The organism is Nocardia jejuensis NBRC 103114, assembly GCF_001613145.1.
Lineage (GTDB): Bacteria > Actinomycetota > Actinomycetes > Mycobacteriales > Mycobacteriaceae > Nocardia > Nocardia jejuensis.
In genome coordinates, this window is the sequence record NZ_BDBU01000010.1 from 154,916 (window position 1) to 180,104 (window position 25,189).

19 protein-coding genes are annotated in these 25,189 nt (G+C 68.4%); 10 read left to right on the forward strand and 9 right to left on the reverse strand.

Annotation, left to right across the window (positions count from 1 at the left end; all coding sequences use genetic code 11):
* Positions 1–79: 79 nt before the first annotated feature.
* The gene (locus NJ1_RS08170) at positions 80–562 is read right to left on the reverse strand and encodes a MarR family winged helix-turn-helix transcriptional regulator (protein ID WP_084477862.1); all 483 of its coding nucleotides are present in this window, start codon (positions 560–562) and stop codon (positions 80–82) included.
* A 336-nt stretch (positions 563–898) separates the two neighbouring features.
* Between NJ1_RS08170 and NJ1_RS08175 the strand changes: the two genes are divergently transcribed.
* The 4 genes from NJ1_RS08175 (at position 899) to NJ1_RS08190 (ending at position 6,245) form a co-directional block, all read left to right on the forward strand.
* Positions 899–2,578: a fumarate hydratase gene (locus NJ1_RS08175; RefSeq protein ID WP_067689844.1), complete on the forward strand. Its 1,680-nt coding sequence runs from the start codon at positions 899–901 to the stop codon at positions 2,576–2,578.
* Positions 2,579–3,251: 673 nt separating this feature from the next.
* Positions 3,252–3,659, forward strand: a complete 408-nt coding sequence (locus tag NJ1_RS40395) for a M15 family metallopeptidase (RefSeq protein WP_067689847.1) — start codon at positions 3,252–3,254, stop codon at positions 3,657–3,659.
* 297 nt (positions 3,660–3,956) lie between these two features.
* Entirely contained in the window at positions 3,957–5,036 is a 1,080-nt protein-coding gene (locus tag NJ1_RS41115; protein WP_422615739.1) for a D-alanyl-D-alanine carboxypeptidase family protein, read from the forward strand.
* A gap of 372 nt (positions 5,037–5,408) precedes the next feature.
* Positions 5,409–6,245 carry a hypothetical protein gene (locus NJ1_RS08190; protein ID WP_067689692.1) on the forward strand — a complete coding sequence of 279 codons (837 nt, stop codon included), beginning with the start codon at positions 5,409–5,411 and terminating at the stop codon, positions 6,243–6,245.
* Positions 6,246–6,282: 37 nt separating this feature from the next.
* On the opposite strand, the gene NJ1_RS08195 is transcribed toward NJ1_RS08190, so the two are convergent.
* Together NJ1_RS08195 and NJ1_RS08200 are read right to left on the reverse strand one after the other, a co-directional pair.
* A complete protein-coding gene (locus tag NJ1_RS08195) occupies positions 6,283–6,486 on the reverse strand; it encodes a DUF397 domain-containing protein (protein WP_067689695.1) in 204 nt (67 codons plus the stop codon).
* Positions 6,483–7,358, reverse strand: coding sequence for a helix-turn-helix domain-containing protein (locus tag NJ1_RS08200; RefSeq protein WP_067689697.1), 876 nt, complete (start codon positions 7,356–7,358; stop codon positions 6,483–6,485). The genes NJ1_RS08195 and NJ1_RS08200 overlap by 4 nt, the downstream gene beginning before the upstream one ends.
* Before the next feature lie 535 nt (positions 7,359–7,893).
* On the opposite strand from NJ1_RS08200, the gene NJ1_RS38855 reads away from it, so the two are divergent.
* The 3 genes from NJ1_RS38855 (at position 7,894) to NJ1_RS08215 (ending at position 9,442) form a co-directional block, all read left to right on the forward strand.
* Positions 7,894–8,055, forward strand: coding sequence for a hypothetical protein (locus tag NJ1_RS38855; protein WP_157573829.1), 162 nt, complete (start codon positions 7,894–7,896; stop codon positions 8,053–8,055).
* A 448-nt stretch (positions 8,056–8,503) separates the two neighbouring features.
* Positions 8,504–8,692 carry a hypothetical protein gene (locus NJ1_RS08210; RefSeq protein ID WP_157573830.1) on the forward strand — a complete coding sequence of 63 codons (189 nt, stop codon included), beginning with the start codon at positions 8,504–8,506 and terminating at the stop codon, positions 8,690–8,692.
* Between the two features lie 609 nt (positions 8,693–9,301).
* Complete coding sequence (locus NJ1_RS08215; protein ID WP_157573831.1) at positions 9,302–9,442, forward strand: hypothetical protein; 141 nt, start codon at positions 9,302–9,304, stop codon at positions 9,440–9,442.
* A 543-nt stretch (positions 9,443–9,985) separates the two neighbouring features.
* Here the strand turns inward: NJ1_RS08215 and NJ1_RS08220 are convergent.
* Genes NJ1_RS08220 through NJ1_RS08235 form a run of 4 tightly spaced genes read right to left on the reverse strand, consistent with a single transcriptional unit; the run spans position 9,986 to position 18,877 of the window.
* Positions 9,986–11,317, reverse strand: a complete 1,332-nt coding sequence (locus NJ1_RS08220; RefSeq protein ID WP_245717276.1) for a hypothetical protein — start codon at positions 11,315–11,317, stop codon at positions 9,986–9,988.
* 53 nt (positions 11,318–11,370) lie between these two features.
* Positions 11,371–15,927 carry an SbcC/MukB-like Walker B domain-containing protein gene (locus NJ1_RS08225; RefSeq protein ID WP_067689710.1) on the reverse strand — a complete coding sequence of 1,519 codons (4,557 nt, stop codon included), beginning with the start codon at positions 15,925–15,927 and terminating at the stop codon, positions 11,371–11,373.
* The gene (locus tag NJ1_RS08230; protein WP_067689713.1) at positions 15,927–17,348 is read right to left on the reverse strand and encodes a TIGR02678 family protein; all 1,422 of its coding nucleotides are present in this window, start codon (positions 17,346–17,348) and stop codon (positions 15,927–15,929) included. Before NJ1_RS08230 ends, NJ1_RS08225 begins: the two co-directional genes overlap by 1 nt.
* Entirely contained in the window at positions 17,348–18,877 is a 1,530-nt protein-coding gene (locus NJ1_RS08235; RefSeq protein ID WP_084477881.1) for a TIGR02677 family protein, read from the reverse strand. The genes NJ1_RS08230 and NJ1_RS08235 overlap by 1 nt, the downstream gene beginning before the upstream one ends.
* Positions 18,878–19,238: 361 nt before the next feature.
* Here NJ1_RS08235 and NJ1_RS08240 point away from each other — a divergent pair, with 361 nt between their 5' ends.
* The 3 genes from NJ1_RS08240 to NJ1_RS08250 all read left to right on the forward strand — a co-directional run bounded on the left by NJ1_RS08240 (position 19,239) and on the right by NJ1_RS08250 (position 23,109).
* A complete protein-coding gene (locus tag NJ1_RS08240; protein WP_067689851.1) occupies positions 19,239–20,240 on the forward strand; it encodes an alpha/beta hydrolase in 1,002 nt (333 codons plus the stop codon).
* A gap of 319 nt (positions 20,241–20,559) precedes the next feature.
* Positions 20,560–21,831: a DUF418 domain-containing protein gene (locus tag NJ1_RS08245; RefSeq protein ID WP_169813111.1), complete on the forward strand. Its 1,272-nt coding sequence runs from the start codon at positions 20,560–20,562 to the stop codon at positions 21,829–21,831.
* Positions 21,832–22,110: 279 nt separating this feature from the next.
* Entirely contained in the window at positions 22,111–23,109 is a 999-nt protein-coding gene (locus tag NJ1_RS08250) for an alpha/beta hydrolase (RefSeq protein ID WP_067689857.1), read from the forward strand.
* An 18-nt stretch (positions 23,110–23,127) separates the two neighbouring features.
* Here the strand turns inward: NJ1_RS08250 and NJ1_RS08255 are convergent, their stop codons facing one another.
* A complete protein-coding gene (locus NJ1_RS08255) occupies positions 23,128–23,895 on the reverse strand; it encodes a DUF2127 domain-containing protein (RefSeq protein ID WP_067689715.1) in 768 nt (255 codons plus the stop codon).
* Positions 23,896–23,920: 25 nt separating this feature from the next.
* On the reverse strand, positions 23,921–25,060 hold the full coding sequence (locus NJ1_RS08260) for a hypothetical protein (RefSeq protein ID WP_067689860.1): 1,140 nt from the start codon (positions 25,058–25,060) through the stop codon (positions 23,921–23,923).
* Between the last annotated feature and the right edge of the window lie 129 nt (positions 25,061–25,189).

A 25,189-nucleotide genomic window follows, 5' to 3' on the forward strand; every position in this document is an offset into this window, starting at 1 on the left:
GTCGGAAGCCGGTGCCGAGCCTAGTCTTACCCAGTACCCGATGTATGCCAAACCAAACACCGGTGAGCGCGGAATTACGTCAAGAGTTGCGCTCGTCACGCGTGGCCGGTCTTCGATGATGGGCCAGCAGAGTGTCGTAGATGTCGGCCAGCGCATCGAGCTGGCGACGGTCCAGCACATCGATCATGTTGCGCCGGACACTGTCCACGTGTGCCGGTGCGGCGCTGTCCAGCACGTGCTCGCCCTTGGGGGTGAGCACCGCGGCGGTGCGGCGCGCATCGTCCGGAATCGATTCTCGCGCAACGAGGCCCCGCTTCTCCATCCGCGTGATCTGATGCGACAGTCGGCTCTGCGACCACTCCAGCACCCCCGCGAGTTCGGCGAAACTGCGCCGGTGGTCGGGCGCGTCGGCGAGGCGGGCGAGCACCGTGTACTCCACGTAGGTCAGATTGGCTTCGCGTAGGGAGTCCCGTCCGACCGCCGCGGCGATGAGGTCGCGGGTGAACACGTATCCGAGCCACGCGCGCATCTCGACATCGTCGAGCCAACGGGTTTCGGTCACAGTCGCACTCCCGGGTTCCGATGCCATGCTAGATCCTCCCCACGACCGACAAGCACATCATGGAACAGGTAACACCGCCCGAGTTGAAGGTGCAACCTGTGCCGATTCACACAACTCCCTCGCCGATTCGCACACGCTTATCCCTTGCCCTCGGCCTCCTCACCTGTACCGGGGGCTGCTCCGGGCCCGGAAGCCGCCCGCCATCGTGCTGCCCGTGACGATGGTGCGGCCTGCTTAGGCTTGCCTTCCCCGAGGCGGTTCGGGGGTGGTGGATAAAGTCGGTGGGCTTGAATCAATGGCTGACAAGCCCCCAGCCCTGCTCGAGGAGTGCGAACCGTGACCGCGCCTGACTTCCTGTACTCGGATCTGCTGCCGATCGGTGCGGACAAGGACACCCCGTATCGGCTGCTCACCACCGAGGGCGTCAGTACGTTCGAGGCCGGTGGGCGCACCTTCCTGCAGGTGGAGCCCGAGGTGCTGCGGATGCTGACCGCGGAGGCGATGCACGACATCAGCCACTACCTGCGGCCCGCGCACCTGGCGCAGCTTCGCAAGATCATCGATGATCCCGAGTCCAGCGGCAACGACCGGTTCGTGGCGCTGGATCTGCTCAAGAACGTGAACATCTCCGCGGGCGGCATCCTGCCGATGTGCCAGGACACCGGCACCGCCATCGTGATGGGCAAGAAGTCCGAGGGCGTGCTCACCGGCGCGGACGACGCGGAGTGGATCTCGCGCGGCGTGTTCGACGCCTACACCAAGTTGAACCTGCGGTACTCGCAACTCGCACCGATCACCATGTGGGACGAGAAGAACACCGGATCGAATCTGCCCGCGCAGGTCGAGTTGTACTCCACCGCGGGGGATCCGGCGCAGCCGTCCTACAAGTTCCTGTACATGGCCAAGGGTGGCGGTTCGGCGAACAAGTCGTTCCTGTATCAGGAGACCAAGGCCATCCTGAACCCCGACCGGATGCTCACCTTCCTGGACGAGAAGATCCGCTCGCTGGGCACCGCGGCCTGCCCGCCGTACCACCTCGCGGTCGTGATCGGCGGCACCAGCGCCGAATTCGCGCTCAAGACAGCCAAGTACGCCTCGGCGCACTACCTGGACAACATGCCGACCGAGGGCTCGCTCTCCGCGCACGGCTTCCGGGATCTGGAGCTCGAGGAAGAGGTCTTCAAGCTGACCCAGTCCTTCGGGATCGGCGCGCAGTTCGGCGGCAAGTACTTCTGCCACGACGTGCGCGTCATCCGCCTGCCGCGGCACGGGGCCTCGCTGCCGGTCGCCATCGCGGTGTCCTGCTCGGCGGACCGCCAGGCGCTGGCCAAGATCACCCCCGAGGGCGTGTTCCTCGAGCAGCTCGAACGTGAACCGGCGCAGTACCTTCCGGAGCAGACCGATTCGATCCTCGGCGGCGACGTGGTGCGGATCGACCTGAACCGGCCGATGTCCGAGATCCGCGACGAACTCTCCAAATACCCGGTGAAGACCCGGCTTTCGCTGTCCGGTCCGCTGGTGGTGGCGCGTGACATCGCGCACGCGAAGATCAAGGACCGGCTCGACGCGGGCGAGCCCATGCCGCAGTACATGCGCGATATGGCCGTCTACTACGCCGGTCCGGCCAAGACCCCGGACGGGTACGCCTCGGGCTCCTTCGGCCCGACCACCGCCGGGCGCATGGACTCCTACGTCGATCAGTTCCAGGCCGCGGGTGGCTCGCACATCATGCTCGCCAAGGGCAATCGCTCCGCGCAGGTCACCAAGGCGTGCAAGGAGCACGGCGGGTTCTATCTCGGCTCGATCGGCGGCCCCGCCGCGCGACTGGCGCTGGACTGCATCAAATCCGTCGAGGTCCTGGAATACCCTGAGCTCGGCATGGAAGCGGTGTGGAAGATCGAGGTCGAGGACTTCCCGGCCTTCATCGTCGTCGACGACAAGGGCAACGACTTCTTCGCCGAAACGTCCAAGCCGATCGCGCTGCGCGTGCGGGAACGGTCCAAAGAGCGGGTCTGATTCGAGAGGCGAGTTGATGCGGGCGAGTTCCACCGTCGAACGTTCGATGCGAGAGGTTCTCGCGGACCGGACGGGTACGACTGCTTGCCCGGCATTGCCGCCCGGAACGGTTGGGAGACGCAGACTTTCGGTGTCCGCCGTTCGGGCGGTGCGGGGTCGCGGCTTCCGATCCGTTGACCATGACCGCGATGATGACCGCGGTTCCGCGCTGTCGAGGATCGCACGGGGTTCCGCCGTGCTCGCGGCGCTGACTGTCGCGGGGATCGCGATCTCGCCGGGCATCGCGCCGCCCGTCGCCCACGCGGCTCCGGTGCGGCAGGATTCACCGCACCCCGTCCCGTGGCCGGATGCGGTGGCGTACGCCCTGCGACAGGGTGTGCCGGATCCGGGCGCGGTGGAGTTCGTTGCGGGGCAACGGGGATCGCTGGATCCGGGTGCCGTGGATTTCGATGCCTGGCGACGGGGGTCATCGGGCGCGGGTGTCGTGGAGTCCGGTGCCGGGCAGCAGGGATCGCCGGGCGCGGATGTCGTGGAGTCCGATGTCTCGGCGTCGGGTGATGTGGTGCCAGGCGCGGTCGCCTGGGGTGCCAAGCTCGCCGCCGGGGCTCCGAATCCGCTTGCAGCCGAGTGGGATTCGCAGTCGGCCGGATTCGAGCCGCGCGTCGCCTGGCCGGTGGCCGCCGCCGGCTCGCCGGTCGCGAGCGAGACCGATGGTCTGGATCCGGTGCTGGCGCTGGCGTATCGGGTCGCCTCGGACCAGGCGCACGCGCAGGGCGTCGAGTTGTGGATCGTGTCCGGGTACCGGACTCCCGCCGAGCAGGAACAGCTCTGGGAGGAGGGGATCGCCACCTACGGCAGCCCCGAGGCCGCGCGCCGCTGGGTGCTCCCGCCGGGGGAGTCCACCCACGTGACCGGCCAGGCCATCGATGTCGGCCCGCGCGCGGGCGCGCAGTGGTTGGAGGACAACGGAAACCGCTGGGGCCTGTGCCGCACCTACGACAACGAGTGGTGGCACTTCGAAATCGCCACCGTGCCCGGATTCGCCTGCCCGCCGAGACTGCCCGACGCCGGCATGCGCTGAGTCCAGCAGCTCCGCCGTTGACGAGTGTGCTCGGCCGCGCATCCACCGCCCGTCCACGATCCTCTGCCCGTATCGGAGGAATGTGTGGTCACGCCCAGGGCGAGCAGCCCGGCTGTCGTCGAGTGCGCGTGGCCGGAAAGCGAAGCCGCGCTTGCTGTCCGAGATCGAGCCGATCAACCGAGAGTCCGGTAGCGCCACGGTGCGCGCTGCCGCAAGATCAGTCCGATGAGTCGAGCCGTCAACGCCGCAGTGCCGCGGTGCGAACGGTTGGAGTCACCCGAGTCAGGAGACGAATTGATGCGTGCTGTGGGCTGTGACGGTTCGACCGCCGCCGACGAGGCGACGATTCGGCCCGCCGAGACGCGGCAGGTCACCGAGGTCACACCGCCTGCCGCGACCGTGAGCGCCCTCGACGCGGATGAGGCGAGGGTTCAGCTTGCCGAGTTGCGGCAGATGGGCGGGTTTGCATCGTCTGCTGTGACGGTGAGCGTTCTCGACACGGACGAGGCGACGATTCGGCCAGTCGAGGGGCGGCAGGTCGGCGAGGTCACACCATCCGCCGCGACGGCGAGCGCCCTCGATACGGATGAGGCGAGGATTCAGCTAGCCGAGTTGCGGCAGGTCGGCGGGTTTGCACCTTCGGCTGCGACGGTGAGCGTTCTCGATTCGGAGCGGGGGAGTGCGGGGGATCCCAGGGAGACCGGTATGGCGAAGGAGGCCGTGGCGACGGCTCCGGTGCGGGGAATGCGGCGGGTGGCAGCGGTGGCGCTGCTTGCCAGCACGGGGCTGGTCGGCAGCGCGCTCGCGGGGTCGCCCGCGTTCGCCGCGCCTCGAACCGGTTCTGTGACAAGCCCTTCGGTGGGCCGGGTGACGGCCGATCCGCAGGGATGGCGGGTCGACGACCCTGCGGTTCCCCCCGGCGCCGAGGCAGCCGGACCGCCGCTGCTGATCGCGGTAAACGGGGAGGGCCCGATACCCTCCGCCACGGCGATCTCCTCGGGCACCGAAGGGCTGAATCCTCGACTGGCGGAAGCTTTCTCGCAGGCGTCCGCCCAGGCCGAGGCGGAGGGCGTGGAGCTGTGGATCACCTCCGGCTACCGCTCACCCGGCGAGCAGGAGTCCATGTGGGAGGACGGCGTCGCCACCTACGGCAGCCCCGAGGCCGCCCGCCGCTGGGTCCTGCCACCCGGCGAGTCCACCCACGTGACCGGCCAGGCCATCGACGTCGGCCCCCGTTCCGGCGCGCAGTGGTTGGAGGACAACGGAAACCGCTGGGGTCTGTGCCGCACGTTCGAGAACGAATGGTGGCACTTCGAACACGTCACCTCCGCTGGAGGAGGCTGCCCCGCCCGCCTCTCCGACGCGAGTGAACGCTGACCACTCACCAGGTCGAGTTCGGGGATCACCAGGTCGAGTTCGGGGAACCGGCCTAGGCCTCCATCAACTGCCCCTGTCGGTCAGTTTTCTGACTATCGGGTGGCCGAAATGGAGCTCTAGGCCGGATCGGTATGCGATCGCTAGCCACCACCGAAATGCACCACTTCCCGCTACCCGGGCGTATCGGGTAAGTCAGCTCTACCCTCGTCGAACGTCATACGCCCTGACCGGACCCAATCTGGCGACGGCTCCGCGAACCCCGTCTGGGCTCGGGGCACTCCACGATCGGGCTCTCACACGCCCGGCGGTACGAATGCTGGACGTCCAGCGCAATAGACCTCGAATCAGGTTGGTACAGGGCAGAATCGGGGGATGTCCGATCTCGCGCTGACCCAGGAGAGGCGAGCGGAACTCGCCGCGCTGCTAGGTGATGAGCGGCGGTTACGCGCTGATTTTCCGCGTGTCGCCGACTACCTCGACACTGCTCCCATGCTGTCGGGCACCGGCGACCAGGCGGCGGATTCGGCGTTCGACCTGAGGCTCGTGCACTACCTGACCGGCGGCGAGTCTCCTACGGGGAATCCCTACTGGGACATCGTGAGTCCCTCGGTGAGCGATCACGAGGGCCGCCGCGTCGCGAACGGCGGAAAGCCCACCGGCAGTGCCCGACTCGGGTACGCGCAGACGATTCTCCAGGCGGCCTACGCCTACGCGATTCCGTCGCCGCAGACCATCGCCTGGGTGAACGAGTTCAGCAACGGGCTTCCGATCGTGGAACTCGGTGCGGGACGAGGCTATTGGGCGGCGCAGCTGACCAACTACGGAACGATCGTCGATGCCTACGATTCGGAACCGCCGGGAACCTCCGACAACATGTCCTTCCCGGACGCCGCCGGGCAACGCGATGTCTGGCACGAGATCCACGATCTGAACCAGTACGAGGCGCGAAACGCACACCGGGACGAGTTCGCCCTGCTGCTGTGCTGGCCGCCGGGATGGGGCAACTCCATGGCCTCCGCGGCCCTCGCCGAGTTCACCCGGCGCGGTGGCAACCGGTTGATCTTCGTCGGCGAGCCCCGAGGAGGTAAGACCGGCGATGACGCATTCTTCGAACAGCTCGAGTCGAACTGGGGCCTGGAATCCCAGGATTCCCAGTTCGTTTCGTGGTGGAACCTGAAGGACGTCGCGCAGGGCTGGGTCCGGCGATAGTTCCCCGTCATCAGCCGTCGATCGCGGTCGCCCGAGTTCAGGGCAGGTCGAACTCGCCCTGCCCGATCGCACCCATGAACACATCCCACTGCGCAGGTTCGAAACAGAGCACCGGGCTCGCATCGCCCAACTTCGAGTCGCGCACGCCGATACGGCCTTCGCTCGCGTGTGCTGCCTCCACGCAGTCCCCGCCTGAACTGCTGTGGCTGGACTTGAACCAATCGGCTTCGGACAGTTTCACTCGCCGTACTCCTTGGCTATCGACAGCACGAGCTGCCTCGTTTGCTCTTGGTTCAACGCTACCCGGCTGATCTGGGCAAAGGCGGTGCGATAGCGCATGACTTCGGTTTCTCTCTCCAGGTAGAGATCACCGGCGTATCCCTCCACGAAGACCACTGGTGGCTCGACCATTCCGGTCTGTGGAAGTTTCGGGAACTCCAGCAGGACAAAGGAACCGACGATCGACCCCATCTGAGCTGGAGCATCGAACGGCACGACCCGCAGGGATACGTTGGGCCGCTCGGCCATGGTCGCCAGATGCTTTAGTTGGTCGTGCATAACGGCAGAGCCACCGACCTGCTCCCGAAGCACATACTCCGAAAGAACGACGTCGACGCTGAAATTCGGGTTGTCGAGTCGAGACTGGCGGCGGACGGCGATCTCGACCCGCCTCTCGACCTGATCGGTCGGCATGTCCGGGTACTCGGCCCAGGCGATGGCGCGTCGATATTCCGCGCTTTGAAGCAGTCCGGGCAGCACGGCAACGCGCCACACCGCGAGACTGCGCGCGGCGTCCTCCAGCCCGACATAGTGATCGAAGCGAGGGTTCATTTCATCGGCGAGGGCGCGCCACCAGTTCTTCTGCGCTTGCGCGAGTTCCTGGGCGAGCCCGATCATCACGCGTCGATCGTCGTCGCCGACGTTGTACGCGTTGGCCAGGGCGTTGATCCATATCTGCGGCACTTTGGATTTGACGCCGTCCTCCACTCGCCCGAGGGTCTGCTGGGAGGTCTCGAGTAGCTGGGCGGCGGCATAGACGGTGTATCCGGCTTGCTTCCTGTGGTGGGCCAGGAGGCGACCGAGTGCGCGACTTGCGAGCGTGGATCCAGCCATGTGCTTTACCTCGCTATCGAAAGGGGCGAATTTTGGAAGTACCCAGTCTGGAAGTGTGATGGTTTTCGGGCGATCACCGCAGGGGGGAACCTCCAACCACGTCCCCTTCAGTGTCTACTCGTAGCTACCCCGATGTACGGAAATCGCAACAGCCCGAACAGATTACGCAGAGTGCGCGTAGTCCGATTCGGACCGAAAGGACGCGGCGGATCTATCGGACGTCGGGGCATCCACACGTGGCGTTCCGCAGCGGAGGTGACCGGAAAATGCTCGACTTACCACCGATCGATCACAGCTCAGTTTCACGAGAGACGATGACCATCGCTCGCGCGCATCGAATCATGCAGGAGCACAAGCGATGTCCGGTCTCGGTCTGTCAGGCGAAGGCTCAGGCTCGGGGTGCGTTGGTCGAGGCGGGGCGCATGGTCCTCGCGGGGGCGGCGTCGGCGCCGAAGCATCGGGCGCCGTCGGGATCGCGTGGGGGGCTCTCGTGAGCGGGCGGATGATTCCGCGCCTGCCTGTTCGGGGGCATGAGATGCCGACGGATCCAGTATTGGATCTGGACGTCGCTCTGGCACTGATCAAGGAGCATGCGGAGTGCAGTTCGCGGACCTGTGAGGCCAAGCAGTACCTCACGGCATGCGTGCTGTGGCTGGGTGCGAAGTCCGGGTGCGATATCGAGCCGGTCGGTGAGTGAGCGGGGCTGCGTCCCGCCGGTGTGGCAATCGCGTTGTGCCGCTGAGGTTCCGGGGGTGTGGTGGTGGGACGGGTTGAACGGGTGTCCAGCGCACGCGGTGCGACGCGCCTCGCCGACAGACCTGTATGTCGGATGATTGTTCCCCTGGATGCGCGGGTCGTTGGCATACTGTGTAGCCGGTGCGCCCGAGGGTGCGCGGCCGATGAGCGGGAACTGGTCAGATCGTTGATCACGTCCCGGAATCGATGCCTGTGCGAGTGTGCGCCGAGATCCGACCGGACACCCCGTTGTCCGCTGATTCACCGCTGTGCGCACGCGCCGGGTTCGGCAAGCTTGGTCTCGGCACATTTCTAGCTACGGAGGCTTGGTGGGTAGGCAAGGCAGGCAGCAGGGTTCGATCCACGGAACCATGGGGGCTCAGCGCCCGCCGGTCCGGATCATCCGACCCGTGCGCCCCACCCGCACGACCCGCGACGCCGTGTTCTCCACCGGCTGGTTGCTGATGGAACTCCCCACCGCAGTCCTGCTCGCCGTCTTCGTCGGCACCGGCTGGCTCGGCTACGCCCAACCCGCCGGCGGCCCCTCCCAGCCCCGCCCGGCAGTCGTGGTCCCCGTGGACCAGCCCGACCCCCACTGACCCACCGGAGCCCGCGATAGCTCCGGCCGTGCCGCGGGATCACAGTTGCCACGGCCCGGCCCGCTGTGCACTCGCGTCCTGCGCGACAGCACTCGCCACGGCCCGCGATGGCATCCGGCCCGATCACCGCCTGAGACGACGACTCTCGGCTCCGATCGGGCCCGAATCGCACTGCACCGCTGTGGATCGCACCAGTCGATTCCATCGCGGGTCCGTTGAGATCGGATCGCCGGACCGCGTGCACCATGATCCGCTGCGTGCCGCACCGTGGTCGTTCCGGCGGGAGTGGTCCGGTAATCGCCCGTTTCGCCCGACGGAAGTGATCAGAGGTCGATGGTCTCACGCGTTGAGCCGGAGGCTGTTCGTGATGTGGGATCGGTGTCGGAATTCGCCTGTTCGCTGGCCAGTGCAGTGCAGTGCAGTGCGGGGCGGGGCGGGGCGGTGCAGTGCGGGGCGGTGCAGTGCGGGGCGGGGCGGTGCGCGTCGCGAAGTGGAGAGGTCGCTGCGGGCCTTCGTATCCGCCGTGGGCGAGTTCGTATGCGGCGGGGGTGGTTCGGGTGCCGATTCGCGGAATTCGATGACTGTGGAAGCGCTCCGGCCTGCGATGAGATGAGTCGCGTTCCGGGCAAATGGGATTCACTGCCTGAATCGGGCGGCACAGCCGCGGCCGAGGCGGATGATGCCGTCCGGGTGGTCCGCCGTGCCGTGGACGGACCCACCCGGATGACGGGAATCCTGCTGTGCGCGTGACGCGGTCGGAGTGGACCTGCTCGGCGAGCGAGGTGTCACAGCTGTCCGCTCGTCGAACAAGGTGTCGTGTCCGCCCTGCTTGGCGTATGAGGAGCCGCTTCCGCCAAGCTCAGCGAGCGAGATGCCGTGTCAGCCCTGCTCGGCGACGAGGGCCGCGTCCACCTCGCTGTGCGTGTGAAATGCCACGCCCGTCCCATTGTGACGTGTGGGATGCCACGCCCCGTCCCGCTGTGCGGGCGAGGTGTCGCGTCCGATCCGCTGGGGCGTGGGGGGAGGCGTCTCATCCGGCCCCGATGGGCGGGGGCGAAGGTTGCGGCCGATGCGGTGTGCGTGCGAGAAGCTCGCGCGCACACCGCGCTGTCAGTGCGTGCGAATCCGCGAGCGCCCCGTGGACGCGTGAGCTTCGTTGCGCGCGTGCAGGGGTCGCCCCCTACCGACCTCATCTACTCCGGGAACGCGCCGACCGCCCGCGGGTACGCATGCCTGCGGGCGGTGTCGGCGTGATCGCCGGGAGTGACTGGGAAATCAGTCGTCTCGGGTCGATCAGTCGTCGTAGTCGGTGGCGGTGCTGCCGTTGCGCGAGCGGGAGGCGGCGCGGGCGCGGCGGCGGGCGGCCTGCAGTTCGGCGAGTTCCTGCTCGAGGGTCTCGGCGATCCGGAACTGGCCGGTGTCGTAGACGTTGAGCGGGGGCACCGGGTCGGTCGCATCCGAGAGCGGGGACTTGTCGTCCTCGGGCGCGGGGCGGGTCTTGCCGGTGGCGGAGGTGCGGCGTTCCTTCTCCGCGGGTTTGGCTGTCTCGGTGGTGTTTCGGGGCTTCGCGTCGGCGGGATCGCTCTCGACGACGGTGTGCTCCTTCTCGGCGGGCTTGTCCGCCTCGGGCGCGGCGGACAGGGCTGGGGTCGGCGTCGGCACCTGCTGCGCTGCAGAAGGGCCCCGGTTAGGGAAAGTGACCACCGTCGGCATGCTGCGTCGCAGTTGTTCGGCCGGGTCCGGCAGATCGCGGATCTGGTCGGTCGCGCGGACGATGGCGAGGCCGTAGCGCGAGGCGGCGGCATTGTGGATCAGCAGCGCGACGCCGATCATCACCGGCGCGATGGCGTGCACCGAGACGTCGTACCAGCTACCCGCTTTCAGGTACGGATACGTGTTCAGGGTGACCGTCAGGCCCAGCAGCGCCATCTCGGCGAGCACGACCTGGCGGGCGCTGTCGAGCACACCCCATTCGGCGACCTTGTTGGTGCCGATCATGATGATCACGAGGCAGACGCTGATCATGCCTTCGAGCAGGTAGCTGAACCAGTACAGCGGATCGCTCGGGCCACCCGGCGCGATGTTGTGCTGGACATTGACCGCGGACCAGAGCATTCCGGCCGCGACGACACCGGCTAGCGCACGCAGCGACCAGGCGCGGTGTTTGTACAGCGACGCCAGTTTGGCGTGCGGGCTGGATTCTCGCCGCTGGGCGGCGATCGCCTTGCGAGCGAGCAGCAAGTCGCGAATGTCTGCCTTCTCAATCTCTTCGGAGGTCTGGCGGGCGCGGTCGGCGGTGGAGGCGAACGCCTCGGCCTGTTTCCAGCGCTGGGCGCGTTCCTGCTCGCGAATGCGCTCGGCTAGGTCGCGCTCGGCGTGCAGCTCGGGTTCCGACAGCGCTTCGGTGAGTGCGGGATCGAACTGGTACGCCAGCCGACCTCGGGCTTTTTCGACGCGCCGCGCCAGCTGAGAGACCTCGTCCTCATGCGGATTTTCGATAGTCACATGGACTCCCGTCCAAGGAGCTTCGATGGCTGACAGGTGATCTCGATAGGGATCGGCACGGTAGACATTTCTAGTCGATAGAAGGCCATCGGCGAAACTGTTGATTTGCCGATGGTCCAATCCCTACGGCGCGCCGCCCTGCGACACGCCCAATTTCCTGCCCCGCAACATGTTTACGACGTCAGCTCCAGCTCCGCGTCCAGGGGGATTGCACCTTCGAGGCCGTGCGGCAATCGGCGTCGATCCGGCGAACCGAGCGCGGCGGTGAGATCGGAGCCGTCGTGCTCGGCCAGCAACTCGTCGGTATCCCACACGAGCAGCGTTGCGCTGACCGTGTTCTCGGCCGCCGAATGCGCCAGATCGTAGTGCGCGCACGCCGGGACGTGCGCGTACGTGATCCAGAGGTCGTATCCGGTCATGAACAGGTCCAGGTCGAATTGGACACTGAGCCCGAGCAGTTCGCTCTTGCCGTTGTCGTCGACACCGGCGAACGCCTCGTCCAGCGCCAGCAGTCGCGGCGCCTGCGGATCGGCCGAATCGAGCATCACATGCGCGGCGGCGAAGAGTGGCAAATGCAGCGAAACCGACTGTTCGCCTCCCGAGAGCGCGCTGTGCCGGGCCACCGTGAGCCGATCCTCGGTGCCGTCGGCGGTGATGATCGAGAACGAGAAGACCCGCCAGGTCCGGTAGTCAAGGGTGGTTGCCAGGATCTCGGGGTACGAGCGCTCCGGATGCGCGGCGCGGGCGGTGCGGATCTCGGCCGCGAAATGCGCTCGAATGGAGGACAAATCCTCCGGGGTGAGCTCGGTGGTGTCGCGGTCCAGCAGCTTGCACACCGCGCGCGCGGGCTCGGACAGCGTGTCCGCCAGCACCCAGTGCACCCCGATGGTGTTGCCCGAGGACATCCGCCGCTGCTTCATCTCCGCGCCCATCCGGGAGATCAGATCGCGCGCGTCGCTGGTGCGTTCGTGGATCTGCTGGGCGAGGCCGGTCAGCAGCGCGTCCTCGAGGATGCGGCGCTCGGCATCGGTGAGCAGCAGCTCCTGATCGCTGCGCGCCCCGCTGATCCGCTCGGCGAAATCGGCCAGCGCCGAGAGCCCGTGATCGTCGTGCACCTGCACCACGGTGAGCCCGTCCGCGGCGTCCCAGTGCAGCCGGTAGTCCTGGCGCGCGGCGGTCAGCGCGGCGTCGAACTCCTGCAGGGCGGTGGTGACCGCGCTGCGGGTGCTCTTGCGCGCCGCCTCGCCCGCGCGCACCGAAGCCGTTGCGGCGGCCAGGTTCTCGAAGAGCTCGGCCACCTCCTCGGGCAGCACCTTCGATTCCTGCTCGGGATCGGTGTTCTCGATCCGGTACAGCAGCTGCTCGGCGGTGGACCATGCCGCATCGCTGCTGGGCCAGCGACTCTGCGCCGGGGCGCCGAGCAGGCTCAGCAGATCCGGGCGCGCGTACGGCGCCAGATGCCGCACGTCCGCCAGCAATTCGGTGAGCGCGGTGCCCAGGGCGCTGTGCGCGGCCCGGTGCGCGCCCTCGGCGGCGCCGACCGCCTCGATGGCCTCGTGCGCGGCCTTGCGCGCCGCCTTCTGCTCGGCGCGCGCGGCATCGATGCGTTCGCGCGCCAGCTCGAGCTCACGGTCGATATCGGCGGCGCCGGCACCCAGCGCCTCGCGCAGCGTCTCGAGTTTGCGCAACTGCTCGTCGTAGCCGCTGCGCGCGGCCTCGGCCTCCTCGGCGAACGCCTCGGCGAGGTCCTTGGCCTCGAGCAGGCGGTCGCTGCTCTCACGGGAACGTTCGTGCTCGCGCTGATGATCCCCGCGCAGGCGCAGCAGGGCGGTGCCCGCGTTCTCGAAATGCCGGACGGACGCGGCCAACGCGTCCAGTTCGGCCGGATCACGCGGGGCCCGATGCTCGGCGGCGATCGCGCGGACCTTCTTGTCGGCGGCGGTGTACTCGCTCACCGCCTGATCCAGATCCCGCTCGGCCTGCGCCGCGGCCTCGGAGCGAGAACGCAGCATGCCCGCCGCCTCCGAGACCGCCCGCAGCGCCGAGGTGACGGCCGTCGTGCGCGGAAGCGCCTTGGCCGCCGCCGAAATCCGGCCCAGCTCGTCGTTGGCGGCGTGTTCATCGGCCGTGGCACCCTCGGCCTCGGTTTCGGCCGTCTCGATCGCAGCGGTCAGCTCAGCCAGTCGCAACTCGCGCCGGCGGGCGCGGGCGGTGGTGCCGATGAACTCGGCGTCACCCTTGCAGTGCCTGCCGATTTGCACACCCTGCCGAAAACGGCCGTCGGTGGCGATGGTGAGCCGGCCGTCGACGCCGACGGCCGAGGTGTCCGCGCCGGATGCCTTGCGGCCCTTGCCGCCTGCCGCGAGATCGGCGGCCGTGGTGGCGGCCAGCGACCCGGCCGCGGCATGCGCGGCTGCCACGCGGGCGGAACCCAGTGCCGCGGACGCGCCTTCGGCACGCGTGCCCGCCTCGTGCAGCGCGATCGAGGCGAGGACATCGGCGACCACTTGCCGGGGCGCTGTCAGCGTCCGCGAATCCTCCTCGACGACGAGCACATCGGCGAGTGTGCGCCCGGTGGGGCGGTCCGTCGCGGGCAGTGGCACCAGGAACTGGTCCGAATCGTGGTCGGGCAGTTCACCGTCCGCGCAGACCCAGGCGTCGAGCAGGTTCGCGGCCTGCAGTGCGGCCTCGATCCCGGCCGCCGCCTCGGGAGTGACCGAATCCGCGAACCGCACCAGCCGCCACAGGGGAGCGCCCGGCCGATCGGTGCGGGCATCGGTGCGATGCGCGAAAGCCGCCGGCGCGTCATCACGTTCGGCGGCCACCCGCTCCCGTTCGGCACGCAATTCGCCGGCGCGCGCCGTGGCCTGAGACGCCCGCGTGCGCGCCTCCTGCCTCCGGGTCCGGATCTCATCGGTGAGCGGCTCGGTGCGATCGGCCAGAACTTCCGCGGGGGTGGCGAGGGGAGCGCCTTCGCCGGTGCCCTCACCACGTGTGCCGGGACCGTCGGTCGATGCCGCGGAGTCGTCCGGTCCCGCGCCGGTGGCAGCGGACGGATCGGCTTTCGCACCGGCGGAGGCTTTTCCGGCCGACGCGCCGCGCCCACGGCCCTCGGCGTCGAGGCCGCGCCCACGGCCCTTTACGGGTGCGAGGTCGGTGCGCGCCAGGTGCTCGGTGCCCGCTTCGGCAAGCGCGTCGTCGAGTGCTTCGAACAATCCGTCCCGGATGGGGGAGTAGACCTCGCGGTGCGAGTCCCACCAATCACGCAGGGAGATGGCGGTTTCCGAGCGCGCCAGGGTGACCAGCGCCTCGGCCTGGGCCAGTTCGGCGGCGGCGGATTCGCGCAGTTCGATGGCGCGCTGCCCGGCGCGTTCGGCGCGGGCGCGTTCGGTGGTGGCGGCATCGACCAGGGTCAGGGCACGCCGGACGGCGCGCACGTCGGCATCGCGCTCCTCGGCGTGACTGCGAACCGTGACGGTGAGGTGGTCCGCGCGAGCCTGCTCCGGCAACGCGGTCCAGGCGATGCCGGCTTCCTCCGCGGCGGTGCGCAATTCGTCCTCGCCGCGGGCCAGGGCGGAGGCGGCGGTGGCGACGGCGGCCTGGGCGCGCTCGGATTCCTCACCGCGCTGATCGACGGTCTGGTGCGCCTTGAGCGCCTTGTCGCGATGCACCGCGGCCGAGGTCTCGAGGCGGCGCACGGCGTCGGCGAGATCGTCGAGTTGCTGCTTGCCCTCGTAGGCGCTCGAGCGCTGCAGCGTCTCGCGGTCGGACAGGGCCTGCTCGTAGGAGCGGTCGGCGTCCTCGGCACGGGTCTCCACGGCGGCGCGATCGGCGTCGCGGCGCTTGCGCAGCGCGGCGGCCGCGTGCAGGGCGGTCCCGGCGTGGGTGACCGCGTCCAGCCGGGATCGGACCTGATCGACATCGGTTTTCGCCTGCACGGCAAGGTATTTGCGATAGACCCCGACGAACGCGCGGGTGGCGGAGTCGGCCTGCACGAGGCCCTCGAGGGTGCGCCCGACCGCCTCCATATCGCTGAAGGAGCGGGCCGCGTCCAGGATCATCTGCTCATCCAGCGGCCGCAGACCGTCGGTCAGCGCCTGGGAGAGTCCGCGCGGATCGAGGTTCTTGGCCAGCTGCGGGCGGCGCAGCGTCAGAATCAGATTGATCAGCTGGTCGTAGCGCTGCTGCCCGAGCCCGAACATGCGCGCGTCGATGGCGGCGCGGTACTCCACCGGCCGGTCCACGATGGCGTCCGAGCCGATCTGCTCGGCCAGCTGCTTGCGCGTGAGCGGCCGATCGTCCGGCCCGAGCAGCGAGAAGTCCACGCCCACACGGCCGTCCGCGACGAAGTACCAGCGCGTCACCTTGTCCGCCGAGCGGGTGGCGCGCATGCCGATGCCGACCGTCACCGTCTCCGGTTCGTCCCAGGTGCCGCGCGCGAACTCCATCCACACGTACGAGTACGCCGATTCCTGCTTGCGGTACAGCAGATTCGACTTCATGGTGCGCTCTTCACCGGCGAACGGATTGAGCCGGCGCGGCTCGATGCGCCCGTCCAGCACGAACGGGAACAGCACCTCGAGCGCCTTGGTCTTGCCCGAGCCGTTGGGTCCGCGCAATACCAGTCGCCCGTCGGCGAAGCAGAATTCCTGATCGCGGTAGTCCCACAGGTTGACGATGCCCGCGCGGGTGGGGACGAAGCGGACTCCACCGTGAATGAGGTCGGCCATCAGTTCCCGGATCCCTTCTCTATCGAGGCGGTGGCGCCCGCTGTCACGGGTTCCTCGCCGACTTGCGTGGGGGAGATGAACAATTCGGTTTCCGCGCGGGTGCGAATGGTGACGATCGCGCCCCGGTACCGGGCCAGCGCCGGGAGCACGAGCAGGCCGCCCTCGATCGGTTCGACCAGTCGCAACCGTTCCAGCAGTCCGACCGCCTCGGCGGTCAGACCGGGCACGTCGGCTTGCCACTGGGCGGCGAAGGTGGCCCCGTATCTCCCGGCGAGCATCTGCACGGTGTCGCGGATCCAGAAGGAGTGCACGAACGGATACTCGGGAATCTCCGGTTCCGGCTCGTCCGCATCGGAGTCCTCGGGCACACCGAAGGACTCCGCGAGCTCGGCCAGCGGCGCGAAGACGGTGGTGGCGGGGATCGCGGAATCGAGCTGCCGCACCAGATCGGTGAGCGGCCGGTCCGGGCGGGGGCGGTGCTCGATCGGAGTGTCCAGATCCAGCACCAGATCGGCTATCTCGCCCGCCAGCAGCAGCGCCACCTGGGCGAGTGTGCCGGTGCCCGGGAAACGCACATCGGACAGGCGGCCGGAACTGTCGATCAGCGCGACGCCCTCGGCGCGGCGCTCGGCCTTGAGCCCGGTGGTGTACTCGACCTCGCGCACCAGCTTCTCCTGCGCGAGCAGCGTGCGCTCGGTCTCGTCGAGTTCGTCGGCGTACACGACCGGCTTCTCCACCAGTGCGCGGCGTACCTTGCGCGCGGCGGAAACGCTTGCGGGGGAACGGGTATCGCCACCCGCCTCCTCGCCGAGCAGGCCGGTCACGGTGTTGAGGTGCTGTAGTGCGCGGGGCGGGCGGAACAGCGCGAACACCACCGCGCGGTCGATGTCGTAGAGCGCCTCACCCGCTTCGGGATCCGAGGCCCAGCCGCCCGCGTCGCCGTCGGCGAGGGTGACCGCACCGCGCGCGGCCAGCCAGCCGACCGCGTCCACGAAGGCGTCCCGGTCTCCCGCGCGGTCGGGCGCGAGCTCCAGCCCGTCCACCCGCTCGGTGTAGGAGGCCACCTGATCGGCCAGTTCGGACAGCGTGATCTGGTCCCCGGCGCGGCCCAGCGCCGCGAGACCCAGCGCGAGATAGGCGTATCGCCGTCGATCGAACAACCGGTCGCCGGTGGTGCGCGCGGGCTGCCCGGCATCGAGCCGGTCGATCACCGGGAACAGTCGCGCCGTGGTCTCGGTGACCTCGAGCCGGTACCCGAACAGTTCGCCGAGATCCTCGCGCAGTTCGGTCGCCCAGCGCCGAATCAACGGCAGCGCAATACGATCCGGGTAGCTGCGAGTCACCAGATGATTGGCGAGCATGACCCGCGCGGCGCGCTGATAGGAGTCCAATGCCAGCGAGTCGATGGAGCGTGCGTGCATCAGACCGGATCCTTCCCGCCGTCGAGCGGCTGCGCCTCGGACCGTTTCGCCTGTGCCGCTTTGATTTTGCGGCTGGTGGCGGTTTCGCGGACTTCGAGTCGCCGATTGTTGAGATGCAGCAGCCCGCCCGCGGTGCGCACCGCCGTGGACCCCTCGTGGTGCGAAACCGTCAGTGTCACACCGCTGTCCGAACCGGTGCTGCTCACCCGGCCGCTGATCGGGACCCATGCGGTGGAGGCCGCGTCCAGCAGGCGCAGCAGGACCTCGGTCTCACGTTCGTCCAGTTCGCGCTCGTGCACGTTCGCCGCCGCCAGCGATTGCGCCGCCTCCGCGCGCGCCCGCTGGGCTTCGAGCTGGGTCTGGCGCAGTCGCCGGATACTCGCGTCGTTGCGCTGCAAGCGCGCGGGCGCACCGGCGGCCGGGGGGCGTCCGGTCTCGGCCAGGGTGCGCGCGATCTCGAGAGGCGGTGCCTCCCACCAGGATCGGATGGCCGGGATGATATCCGCGTCCGGATGCTGCATGGCCAGATGCCGCGGCCGCCCCAGTCCGAAGACCGCGTCGTACAGCGCGTGCGCGGCGTCGGCGCTCGGGGTGGCGGTGAACCATCCGGCCAGATGGCGCAGCGCCGATTCCCGGCTCACCCCGCCCTTGCGGGTCTCGGTGACCCGGCGCAGCAGCGACAGCACCGCGGCGATGGCGCTCATGGTGGCCTCGCGCAGCCGCTCGCATTCGGTCAGGCCGCCCTCGCCGCCGCCGGGCACGAACCAGGACCGCAGGCCCTGCCAGCGCGCCCGCCAATCGGCTTCGCGCGCAGCGTGATCCAGCAGCACCCGCTCGTCGACCCGGGCCGCGCGATCGATCAGCTCGTCGACGCCGGTCGCCTCGACCTCGAGAATGGCGGTGGCCAGCCGGGGCGCGAATCGGGCCAGGTCCATGGAGAACTCGCGCATGTGCGCCAGCAGCGCGTCCTTGTGCGCGAGGAAGGCTTCGGGTGTGGCCTCGGTGGTGCGCACCAGATCGCCCAGTGTCAGATAGAAGTGCGCCGCGCGCTCGGCCATCTCCGAGAGCGCTCGGTCCAGCCGGTTCAGCACGCGATACACGCGTGAGGCGTCGCCGCTGCGGTTCGCCTCGGCGAGAGTGTTCAGATCGCTCAGCAGTTCCGGCAGCACCAGGCGCGAGAGCGCGGCCTCGTCGAGTCGCGCCTCGAGCACATCGGCGACCGCGCGATAGGCCTGAAAGCCCGCCTGGGAGAACTGATACACGAAGTGCCGGTTCCGGTACTCCGCGAGCGTGGCCGCGCGGGTTCCGTCGTAACTGCGCTCGAGCACGCCCCACTGATGCAGCTGCTCGAGCAGCGGTCCGACCTCGGTGGCGGTCAACCGCGCGGCGCCCGGGCAACGATCGAGCGTGTCAGCGACGTCGGAGGCGTGCAGCAACACCACGTAGGCGGCGCGAGCGGTGTCGAAGGCGCGCAGCACCCACAGGTAATCCCCGCGTTTCTCGGCGGTGGCGAAGGAGAACAACCGCAGCCGATCAGCGTGCGGGATCTCCTCGACACCGACCCCCTCGGGGCCGGGTAGCAATCCGTCAGCGGACTCGGTCACGGACAGAGGTTAATACCGCCCACCGACCGTCCCGACATTGCGCTCCGCGTCGGCGCGCCCCAACATGACGCTTGGTCCGTTTCGCCCGGAACCGCCCGGGCATGTCGTTTCCCGGGGTGCTAGCGAGTGTCCAGCTAGCGGGATATGGTCGTTCCGGTAACAGTGGGATTCACATTCTCGACAGACCGGACGGTCGATAGTCAGTCTTTCTCGGGTCGGGGTAGGAGCTGCTGTGCGTCGTCGTATCGGAAATGCAGTGCTGGCCGGCTGCTGTGCCGCGCTGGTCATGGGTGTGCCCGCGGTGGCACAGGCGAGTCCCGATGATCCGATCATCGCCTCGGGCCGCCTGGCAGGTCAGGCGACCGCGCCCGACGGATCGAAGATCGTCGGCACCACCGTGGTCGATGATCGGCACCTGAACCTGCAGGTGTACTCGGCCGCGATGGACAAGAACGTCCTGGTGGAGGTGCAGCGCCCGGCCGACGCCTCGCAGCCGCGCCCGACGCTGTATCTGCTCAACGGAGCGGACGGCGGCGAGGGCACCGCGAACTGGGACACGAAAGCGCCCGAGTCGCTGGAGTTCCTGGCGAGCAAGGACGTCAATGTGGTCCAGGCCATCGGCGGCGCGTGGAGCTATTACGCCGACTGGCGCGCGCCGGATCCGGTGCGCGGGGTGAACAAGTGGAAGACCTTCTTCACCGAGGAACTCCCGCCGCTGATCGACGCCGGGCTCGGCACCAACGGCATCAACGCCATCGCGGGCCTGTCCACCTCGGGCACCACGGTCCTGAACCTGCCCATCGCCAAGCCCGGTCTCTATCGTGCGGCCGCGGCCTACAGCGGCTGCGCGCAGACCAGTGACCCCGTCGGGCACACCTTCGCGAGCCTGGTGGTCGAGCTCTACGGTGGCGGCAACCTCGACAATATGTACGGTCCGCCCGACAATCCGCTCTGGGTCGAGAACGATCCGTACGTCAACGCGGAGAAACTGCGCGGGATGGACCTGTACATCTCCAGCGGTTCCGGACTCCCCGGCCAGTACGACACTCTCGACGGGCAGTACGCGCTCCCGGGCGTGGGCGGGCTGGTCAACCAGGTCACCATCGGCGGCGTGATCGAGGCGGCGACCAACTACTGCAGCCACAACCTCGCGAACAAGCTGACTTCCCTGGGCATCCCGGCCACCTACGATTTCCCGGCGACCGGCACCCACTCCTGGGGCTACTGGCACGACGAGCTCACCCGCTCCTGGAGTGTTCTCGCCCGCGGGCTCGACCTTCCCGCCTGAGCCGACCCGGTCCGTCGCGTGCGGTCGCGTCGTGACACCGCGCGGGCGGACTCGGCGGTGCTCGACCCGCACAGCGGTCAGCCGAGTGAAGGCGCGCGCACCTATGGAGCCTGTGCCTTGCCTCGTGCGTGATACCTCCGCGACCGGCGGGATGGACTGGCGTGTCCGCTACGGATGGACGTACGGCCGTGCCCGGTTGCTGAAAAGTCACTCTCTGGGTTGATCTTTCCCCCCATATTCGCCTTCAGCAGCTGATTTCAAACTTAGAGCGCATTAGCGTGATGCTTGCTGTTGATCGGAAATGAAGGGTGGACGGGATATGACTTCATCGCGGATCGCGGTGCCGCAGAGCGAGTTGCCGATTCCCGCGCTGCCTCGGGTGCTCGCGCTCGACGCGGCGCGGGGAATCGCCGTGCTGGGGATGTTCGCCGTGCACGTGGGCCCGCGGCCGGAAGCGGGGGGCGCCGACTGGCTTTCGGTGTTCGACGGGCGGTCCGCCGCGCTCTTCGCGGTGCTCGCGGGTGTTTCGCTGGCACTGATGTCCGGCGGTGCGACACCCCATACCGGTCGTGCGGCCCGGCGGGACCTGGTGCGCATCGGATCGCGGGCGGTGCTCATCGCACTGCTCGGTCTCGCGCTGGCGCAACTGCAGTCCGGTATCGGGATCATGATCATCCTCACCTACTACGGCCTGTACTTCCTGCTGGCGTTGCCGGTGCTGCGGCTCGGCGCCCGCGCGTTGACGGTGCTGGCCGCCGGCTGGGCGGTCGCGGGGCCGATCGCGTCGTTCCTGATCCGGCAGCACATGCAGCAGAACAGCTTCGGCGGACATCCGTCCTTCGCCCAGCTCGACTCCTGGTCCGGCGCCTGGGAGGCGGTGCAGATGCTGGTGGTCACCGGCGCGTACCCGGCACTGACCTGGATGCCGTTCGTCCTCGCCGGAATGGCATTGGGGCGCTGGGGAATTCGAGAACTGCGTCCCCTGTGGGTGATCGGAACGGGCGGCGCGCTGGCGGTCGCGGGTTACGGCGGCTCCTGGGTGCTGCAGCATCCGATGGGCGGACGCGCGCACCTGACGGATTTGCTCACCGCGATCATGAGCGAGGCCGGGCTGACCGATTTCGATCCCGCCTCGATGATCGACGCGGTCGGCCTGGGCACGGTCGGCACCAACAGCTGGTGGTGGCTGACCGTCTGCACCCCGCACTCGGGGACGCCGTTCGAGGTGCTCGGCGCGACCGGGGTCGCGTTCCTGGTGATCGGCGTGCTGCTGGCGGTGACCCCGAGCGCGCGAACTGCGTTGCATCCGTTGATCTGCGCCGGTTCCTGCGCGCTGAGCCTCTACATCCTGCAGGCGGTCGCCGTGGCCGTGCTGGTGCCGCTTCCCGATGAGGACGCGGTGTCGCTGCCCACCGGTATCCACGGCCCGTCGTGGCAGCTGCTGGCATTGCTGGCGATCGGGTCGCTGGTGCTGGCGACGTTGTGGCGGGCGGTGTTTCGTCGCGGTCCCGCCGAGTGGCTGCTGCATCGGGTCACGATGGGGATCACCGATGTGCTGGCGCCGAAGCGGGTCGAGGCCGCGCAGGTGTGAGGCATGACGCGCCCGCCCGCTCCTGGTACGTTCTCGCCCAGGGATCGGGGCTCGCCGTTCGACCGGTCCTTCGTCTCCGGTCAGCCGGTGTGGGATCGGGCCGGTCGTTCGGCCTGACCCGGGCCGCGGATCCGGCGCGCGAGAGCGGCGTCGGTAACCCGGGCGCCCTGGTTGTCGGCGGATCGGGCGGTTGTGAATTCAGTGCTGGTGAACAGGGCGGTTGTGAAGCGTCGGACTCGAAATGCCCTGGTGGCCGGATGGATTGCCGCATGGTCGACGCTGACGCCGGTGCTCGCGCACGCCGACGCCCTGTCCGACCGCGCCCCGTCCGCGGAACTGCTGGGTGATCCGGTCTCGCCGGACGGATCCAGAATCGTGAGCGCGGAGCGGATCGACGAGCGGAAGCTGACCCTGCGGGTCTACTCGGCCGCGATGGACAGACCCATCCGGGTCGACGTGCAGCGTCCCGCCGACCGGTCGCGGCCGCACCCGACGCTGTACCTGATCAACGGTGTCGACGGGGGTGAGGGGACGGCGAACTGGGAGCACAAGGCGCCCGAGGTGCTCGACTTCCTCGCCGACCGCGACGTCAACGTGGTGCAGCCGATCGGCGGGGCGTGGACGTACTACACCGATTGGCGCGCACCGGATCCCGTGCGCGGCGTGAACAAGTGGACGACCTTCTTCACCCAGGAGCTGCCTCCGCTGATCGACACGGCGCTGGGCACCGATGGAGTCAACGCGCTGGCGGGGCTGTCCGTCTCGGGCACAACGGTATTGAATCTGCCGATCGCCGCACCCGGACTCTTCCGCGCGGTCGCGGCCTACAGCGGCTGCGCACAGATCAGCGATCCGATCGGCCGTCAGTTCGTGCAGATGGTGGTCGAACAGTCCGGCGGCGGCGATCTCGACAATATGTACGGCCCGCCCGGCGATCCGCTGTGGACCCGGAACGATCCGTACGTGAACGCCGAGGGATTGCGCGGCCTGGACCTCTACATCTCCAGTGGCACCGGACTTCCCGGCCCGCACGACGTGCTCGACGGTCCCTACGCGCTGCCCGGCGTCGGCGGACTGGCGAATCAGCTCATCGTCGGCGGCGTGATCGAGGCCGCCACCAACTACTGCAGCCACAATCTCGCCGACCGGCTCGACAGCCTGAACATCCCGGCCACCTACCACTTTCCGCCGACCGGCACCCACTCCTGGGGTTACTGGCACGACGAACTCTCGCTCAGCTGGCCGGTACTGGCCCGCGGCCTCGGCCTCCCCGAGTGAGCCCGGCCGGTCTCGTGCTCAGCCGGCCGTTTCGGCCGCCACCGCCGAACGCTCCACTGTCATCAGGCTTTCGGTGTGGTGCTCGGCGTAGTACGCCTTCGCGCCCCCGTTGATGCCGAAGAGCTTCTTGCTCCAGAGCAGCCAGATCACCGCGGCCAGGTTGATCGCCAGCGCGCCGATCCGGATCACGGTCACCTTCTCGGTGAGCTCGTAGATCTCGATGGGCAGGAACAGGCTGGTCGCGATGACCGCGAAGTATTCGCCCCAGCGTTCGACCAGCCAGAGGCCGATGCCCTCGATGATCTGGACGGCCGCGTAGGCGAAGATCGCGATGGCCACCCAGCGAAGTGTGGTGGGGGAGAAGGTGAATGCCTGGTCGATCCAGTGCACGATCTTGGAATGGTCCGGATCCCAGCCGACCTGATCCGCGAGCTGGCGCAGCAGCGGCAACTCCTTGTCCCACGCCTGCTTCCATTCGTGCTGGCGGCCACGGAGTTTGAGCACGCCGACGCCGAGCAGGATCAGCACCAGAGCGCGCAGCACCCGCTCGGCCGCCAGCAGCCGCATGATGATCCGGTCGCGCAGCAGATGCCCGCGCGGGACCTCGGGGGCGTCGTCGGCGGGCCCGCTGCGCCGGGGCTCGCCGGGCGCGAAGTTACCGCAGCGCAGGCAGCGCCATGCCTCCCCGGCGGGAGTGCTGACGTGCAGGCGAGCCGCGAGCTCCGGCTCGTCGGGGGCGTAGGTCTCGTGACCTCGAATCGCACAGGTCCACAGACTGAAGTCCATGGGCTGGAGCGTAATCGTAGATCGTTCAGCCTGCCGCCAGGGCGCGCAGCTGGTCCAGATAGCTGCGGGTGCGGGGATCGCCGGGGAATCGCTCGATCATTTCCCGCGCCGTTTCGCCCGCGATCCACATGAGCGAGGGCAGCGACCGGCGTTTGCCCGCGAAGGCGCGGATGCCCTCGTCGACCGCGAGCTCCAGATTACGATCGCGGACCGCCACCACCGCGAGGGTGAGGTGGGCCTCGGAGACGCGCATGGGTTTGCGGATCGAACCGTCCGGTCGGGTCGCGGCCAGGATGACCTGGCGCGCATAGTCTTCCGCCAGTCGATCGTCACCCGCGACACGGCAGCAGTCCATGGCATAGAAGTCGAATTTGCCGGGATCGACCACGAAGTGATTATCCAGATTAGACGGATGATCCAGATTGTCCAGAATCGAACGGCCCTGGGCGAGCGCGATTTCCACCTGCTTGCGATCACCGATGCGGGCCCACGCCTTGGCCCGCTGCGCCGCCAGTTGCACACCGACGCCGAGGCGTTCGGTGCTGCGCCTGGCCGCCTCCGAGGTCTCGATCGCGCCCCGGTAGTTCGCCTGGGTCAAGGCGAACCACGACGCCATTTCCGCACCCCAGCCGATGATTTCGGCATGCTCGGCCTCCTGTCCCAGCGACAGCGCCGCCCGGCGGGTGGCCTCGGCCGCGGTGCGCCAGCCCAGGTCGTAGTCCACGCAGCCGACCAGCAGCGCCACCCAGCCGGCCAGCACCAGCACCTCGCGATGCTGTGCGAGCGTGAGTCTTCCGTCCAGCAGCGAGGTGATCCGCCGCAGCCAGGCCGTGCCCTCGGTGTGCAGTTCATGGGGATCGGCGCACGGATACTCCGAACACAACCGATCCGCGGTGATGCGAATCGCGTCCAGCGTTGCCGAGGAGACATCCGACATCCGAAGGCGGCCGATGAATTCGAGAGTGTCCATCCCTGTGGCGGAGAGCATCTCGTCATCGCGATTGGGGCGGACCTTCGGAAAGAAGGCGGCCGTGACGGTGTCGAATGCCGCCGCGATAATCGGGGCGTAGAAGTCGTCAGGTCTGGACTCCCCGGATTCCCAGCGACGCCAGTTGCGCAACAAGGTGCTGTCCGTCGGCAGATTGTGCGTGGATTTGGTCCGCATCGCACGAACAGCGTCCGCCTGTGACCACCCCCGTGCATCGCGTTCGGCGCGCATTCGGACAGCCCAGACGGGTCGATCGTCACATGCGGACACGCTCTGTAGTATCTCACCAGTTAACGCCGGATGGAC